This is a genomic window from Herminiimonas sp., from assembly GCF_030645555.1.
In the GTDB taxonomy this organism is placed as follows: domain Bacteria; phylum Pseudomonadota; class Gammaproteobacteria; order Burkholderiales; family Burkholderiaceae_D; genus Oxalicibacterium.
This window is the reverse complement of record NZ_JAUSME010000323.1, coordinates 1-1616: the sequence shown is the minus strand read 5'-3', so window position 1 is coordinate 1616 and position 1616 is coordinate 1. Positions and strand designations below refer to the sequence as shown.

The 1616-nt window shown below is 58.8% G+C and carries 1 protein-coding gene; it reads left to right on the top strand.

Annotation, left to right across the window (positions count from 1 at the left end):
- Positions 1 to 1584: ATP-dependent RNA helicase HrpA (gene hrpA, locus Q7T06_RS12190; RefSeq protein ID WP_304785053.1), on the top strand; the 1584-nt coding region annotated here is incomplete at its 5' end.
- Between the last annotated feature and the right edge of the window lie 32 nt (positions 1585 to 1616).

Sequence of the window (1616 nt, the reverse complement as noted above, 5' to 3'; positions counted from 1 at the left end):
GTCAAGCGCTACAGCTATCGCAACAAGGTCGAGCAGTTGCAGATAGAACCGATAGCGCAGTCGGCGGCTAATCAGCGCGCCGGTCGTTGCGGCCGCGTTTCGGCCGGCGTGTGTATCCGCCTGTATGACGAGCAGGATTATCTGCTGCGGCCCAAATTCACCGAGCCGGAAATCCTGCGCTCGTCGCTGGCGTCCGTCATCCTGCGGATGAAGTCGCTGCACCTGGCCGATGTCGAAACCTTCCCCTTCATCGAGCCGCCGCTGGGCCGCGCGATTGCCGACGGCTATCAATTGCTGCAGGAACTGGGCGCAGTCGATGACGACAATCGCCTGACCAGACTCGGCCAGCAACTGGCCAAACTGCCGCTGGATCCGCGCGTCGGCCGCATGATACTGGCGGCGCTCGATAATGTCTGCCTGACTGAAGTATTGATCATCGCCGCTGCGCTGTCGGTGCAGGATCCGCGCGACCGGCCGATGGAAGCGCAGACCGCCGCCGATAACGCGCACAAGAAATTCGCCGATGAAAAATCCGAATTCCAGAGTTATCTGAAGATCTGGAAATGGTTCGAGGATGCGATCGCGCACAAGAAATCGAATCGCCTGCTGCAGGAAGAGTGCCGCGCCAGTTTCCTGTCGCAATTGCGCCTGCGCGAATGGCGCGATGTGCATAGCCAATTGCTGACCATCGTGCGCGAGCAGGGCTGGCGTCTGAATGAAGCGCCGGCAACTTACGAGCAATTACACACAGCGCTGCTGACAGGTCTACTCGGCAATATAGGTTTCAAGTCCGAGGAAGAACAGCATTATCTGGGCGCGCGCGCGATCAAGTTCCATATCTGGCCGGGTTCGCAATTGATCAAGAAGGCTGGCAAATGGATCATGGCTGCCGAGCTGGTCGATACCACGCGCCTGTATGCGCGTTGCATTGCGCAGATACAGCCGGAATGGCTGGAGCGCGTCGCCGGTCATCTGCTGAAAAAATCGTACGGCGAACCACGCTGGGAAAAGCGCACCGCTCAAGTCTCCGCCTATGAGCGTGCGACCCTGTACGGCCTGGTCGTCTACAGCCAGCGCCGCATCCAGTATGGCTTGATCAATCCAGCCGATGCGCGTGAAATCTTCATACGCGATGCGCTGGTCGGCGGCGATTTCGACACGCGCGCGCCTTTCTTTGCACACAACCACAAGCTGGTGCGCGAGATCGAAAACCTCGAACACAAGTCGCGCCGCCTCGATGTGCTGGTCGACGATGAATTGATTGCGGCTTTCTACGACAAGATCATTCCGGCCGATATTCATAACGGCATCACCTTCGAGAAATGGCACAAGGACGCGACTGCCAAAGAACCGAAGTTGCTGTACCTGAACCGCGACGATTTGATGCGGCATGAAGCGGCTGGCGTGACGACCGAGCTGTTCCCGAAGATGATGAGCGTGGCCGGCATCGAGATGCTGCTGTCTTACCACTTCGAGCCCGGCACGCCGCGCGATGGCGTGACGCTGACGGTGCCGCTGTATGCGCTGAACCAGGTTTCAGCCGACCGCTGCGAATGGCTGGTGCCCGGCATGGTGAAGGAATAAGTCCATCTGCTGATCTAGTCGCTGCCGCAAAA